At 43.4% G+C, this 4,165-nt stretch carries 3 protein-coding genes; all 3 read right to left on the reverse strand.

All coding sequences use genetic code 11. From position 1 onward, the window contains the following. A partial coding sequence (gene gndA / locus KQJ18_RS22240) for an NADP-dependent phosphogluconate dehydrogenase (RefSeq protein WP_216422759.1) occupies positions 1-979 on the reverse strand: 979 nt, incomplete at its 3' end. 107 nt (positions 980-1,086) lie between these two features. After that, the gene (locus KQJ18_RS22245; protein ID WP_216422760.1) at positions 1,087-3,003 is read right to left on the reverse strand and encodes a nucleoside-diphosphate sugar epimerase/dehydratase; all 1,917 of its coding nucleotides are present in this window, start codon (positions 3,001-3,003) and stop codon (positions 1,087-1,089) included. An 85-nt stretch (positions 3,004-3,088) separates the two neighbouring features. Next, positions 3,089-4,165, reverse strand: a 1,077-nt coding sequence (locus KQJ18_RS22250; protein WP_216422762.1) for a DegT/DnrJ/EryC1/StrS aminotransferase family protein, incomplete at its 5' end; no start/stop codon positions are given.

Below are 4,165 nucleotides of genomic sequence, written 5' to 3' on the forward strand. Positions count from 1 at the left end.
GATACAGCGCGCGACGCACTTTCTCAACAAACTCAGCTTTATCGCCAGCCAGTTTGGCCTGCGGGCCGGACAGCACCTTAGATGCCGCCACGCGCTGATCTTTCAGAGAAGAGATGTAACGCGCGAATACGGACTCGGTGATCAGCGACAGGGGTTCGCCCAGATCCAGAGAGCTCTGGCTGGTCCATTTACCGGTGCCTTTGTTCGCTGCTTCGTCCAGGATCACGTCAACCAGGTATTTACCCTCTTCATCTTTTTTGGTGAAGATATCTTTGGTGATGTCGATCAGGTAGCTGCTCAGCTCACCTTCATTCCACTCGGTGAAGGTGGTTGCCAGTTCTTCATTAGACAGGTTCAGGCCACCTTTCAGCAGAGAATAGGCTTCAGCAATCAGCTGCATGTCGCCGTATTCGATACCGTTGTGAACCATCTTCACGTAATGACCCGCGCCGTCAGCGCCGATGTAGGTCACGCACGGCTCACCATCTTCCGCCACAGCAGCAATTTTGGTCAGGATCGGCGCAACCAGTTCGTAGGCTTCTTTCTGTCCACCAGGCATGATGGACGGGCCTTTCAGTGCGCCCTCTTCGCCGCCGGATACGCCGGTACCGATGAAGTTAAAGCCTTCTGCGGACAGTTCACGGTTACGACGAATAGTGTCCTGGAAGAAGGTGTTACCACCATCAATGATGATGTCGCCTTTATCCAGATACGGCTTCAGTGAGTCGATGGCAGCATCTGTGCCTGCGCCCGCTTTCACCATTAACAGGATACGACGAGGGGTTTCAAGAGACTCGACGAACTCTTTCACCGTGTAATAAGGAACCAGTTTCTTACCCGGATTCTCGGCAACAACTTCTTCAGTTTTTTCGCGGGAGCGGTTGAAGATGGAGACGGTATAACCGCGGCTTTCGATGTTGAGCGCCAGGTTGCGCCCCATCACTGCCATACCGACGACGCCGATCTGTTGCTTGGACATTACATACTCCTGTCAGGTGTGGTCACCGCGCAAGGTATGCGCGGCTTGAATGTGTTCTAGATGTTAACCCAGGATACTTGAAAGTAGATAGCGGTTGATGTGCTAACTCAACATGTCACATTCAAAGTGCATCCGGAGACATTATGCTTTGCATGCCATACCAGGTCACAAATACCATCGGTGGGTTGAAAACCTGTCGGTATTTTCAGTAAAAGATTACGAATGATATCATGCTCAAAATTAGTACATGCCTCATCCATTTGCTTCAGGTAACTTTCAAGTTCTGCCCAACTGAGCATATCTTCATGTGCCGTCATAATTCTCGGGTGAGATGTACCAAGAACTTGCTCGCCAATCAGCAATTCTTCGTAGAGCTTTTCTCCTGGGCGCAACCCAGTGACACTAATTTCTATATCGCCATCCGGATTTGATTCATCTTTAATCTTTAAGCCGCATAGTTTGATCATACGAGTTGCCAGGTCATATATTCGAACAGGATCGCCCATATCAAGCACAAAAACATCTCCACCTTTGGCCATGGCACCAGCCTGAATAACTAACTGAGAAGCCTCTGGTATTGTCATGAAATAGCGGATGATATCTTTATGCGTCAGAGTAACAGGCCCACCTTGCTCGATTTGCTTTTCAAACAATGGGACAACCGACCCTGATGAGCCTAAAACGTTACCAAATCTGACCATACTGAAACAGGTTGTTGACTGCTCTTGCGCTAAAGCCTGTAAAACCAACTCCGCAACACGTTTCGTCGCCCCCATCGTATTAGTCGGTCTAACAGCTTTATCAGTTGAAACCAAGATAAAAGTCTCAACATTAGATGATATCGCTGCTTGAGCACAATACAGTGTCCCAAAAATATTATTTCTAACACCTTCTACTACATTATATTCAACCAGAGGGACATGTTTATATGCTGCAGCGTGATAAACAGTATTAACATTAAAAACACGCATAATAGTTTCTAAACGATGTAGTTTTTGAACTGATCCCATTAGCGGGATTATTACAACATCATTATTATCATTATGCGCGAGCATAGTTAGTTCTTTTTCGATAGAATAAAGTGCGAACTCAGACACTTCAAACAAAATCAGAATTTTGGGGTGTTGTAAAATAATTTGCCGGCATATCTCAGAGCCAATTGAACCACCAGCTCCAGTAACCATGACAACTTTATTACGAATATTTTTCGCTAATAATTCTGCATCAGGTGAAACAGGTTCCCTTCCGAGGAGATCATCAATTGACACTTTTTTGAGAGCCATAATTTGAGCCTTTCCCTCAACAAGATCTACCATACCAGGTATGGATAAAACTTCACATGGAAAGTCCTCTAAATATGTAATAACTTCTTTTCGTTTTTCAATTGAAATAGAAGGCATCGCTAATAGTATTTTTTTAATGCCATAGCGATGAACTAATTTTTCAATATTTTTTCGAGAATAAACAGTTACACCATGAATAACGACTTTATTCAATAGAGGATTGTCATCAATAAATGCAACCGGGAAATATTCATCTACCTGCCTTAAGGCGGTTAAAAGTTGTCTACCGGAGGCTCCTGCTCCATAAATAATAACTGGCGTTCGTCCACGCACAGCATAAGTAAGCAACATCCTAAATAATAGTCTTGAACCGCAAATCAATAATAATGAGAAAGCAAAATAAATTATTGGTATTGTTCTGGGAAGAAACATATCAAAAAAATATGATAATATTATGAGCAGTACTGTTGATATGCAAAGGCCTAGCAGGACAGTCACAAATATCTTGGCTGTGACATATCTTAGAACCGTACGGTATAACCCCATCCTTGCAAACACAAATACAGTAACAACAATAAGACAAGCTAGTAACTTCCAGTGCTCGTAGCTAGTATAAGGTGCAGAAACATCCATCCGGACCCAAAAAGCTCCCCAGAAAGCGATAAGCAATAAAACAAAATCTATCGCCACCATGATTATGCGTTTTATATTACGAGGCAAACTGAGTAGTTGCGTTAACATTCTATACCACATTTAAATAGGGTGGAGGTAGCACGATCTGCTACCTCAAGTAAGGTTAGTAGATACTTATAACTGACTAGTTTTGTCAAATAAGGGCATTAGTCAGAACCTTACGTGCCACTTCACATGTTAAATCAATTTCTGCTGGTGTTAACGTTGGATGAACCAAGAACATTAGACTAGTATTACCCAACTCTACTGCATGAGGTAGAGGCTGCTCAGGCCGCCATGGCGTATTATCGAATGCTTTTTCAAGATAAATTTCAGAGCAACTACCTTGGTAACAAGGTACGCCAGCATCATTAATTTCATTAATAATACGATCTCTGCTCCAGCCTTCTTTTAAAGCTGATGGCTCAATAAACACATAATGTTTGTATTCCGCATGCTCAATATAATCTGGTATATTTACTAACCTCACACCACTGAGATCAGCTAACGCAGCATCAATCGATTTACCATTTTCCTGGCGACGCTGAGTCCATTCATTCATTTTTCTTAATTGAATGCGTCCGATCACAGCCTGCATTTCCAACATGCGCCAGTTGGTACCAAATGACTCATGCAACCATCTAAAACCCGGTTTGTGTTCACGATTGTAGACAGCATCATAACTCTTGCCGTGATCCTTATAGCTCCACATTGAAGACCAGAGGGATTTATCATTGGTGGTCACCATCCCACCTTCGCCTCCCGTCGTCATGATCTTATCTTGACAGAACGACCAAGCAGCAATATGGCCAATGCTACCAACTCGCTTGCCTTTGTATCGAGCGCCATGTGCTTGTGCACAGTCTTCAATAACATAAAGACCATGTTTCTCAGCTAGCTCCATAATCGGATCCATTTCAGCTGGCATCCCAGCTAAATGTACAACAATGACTGCTTTAGTATTAGGTGTTAAAACAGCTGAAATGGTCTCCGCTGTAATACACTGACTGTTTAGATCTACATCCGCAAATACAGGATTGGCACCCGCTGTAACAATACATGATGCCGATGCTAAAAATGTACGAGAAGTGACAATGACATCATCACCACTTCCAATATTTAATGCCTTGAGAGCAACATCCAGCGCCAATGTACCATTGCTCAATGCAACTGCATATTTTGTACCAACCCATTGAGCAAATTCTTCTTCAAAGAGACGACACTCATTACC

It is taken from the genome of Citrobacter sp. S55_ASV_140 (genome assembly GCF_018919505.1).
GTDB lineage: Bacteria > Pseudomonadota > Gammaproteobacteria > Enterobacterales > Enterobacteriaceae > Citrobacter > Citrobacter werkmanii.

What these genes read in the sequence shown, in the direction of transcription:
- KQJ18_RS22245 (WP_216422760.1), bottom strand. Translation starts at nt 3,003, where the DNA reads ATGTTAACGCAACTACTCAGTTTGCCTCGTAATATAAAACGCATAATC.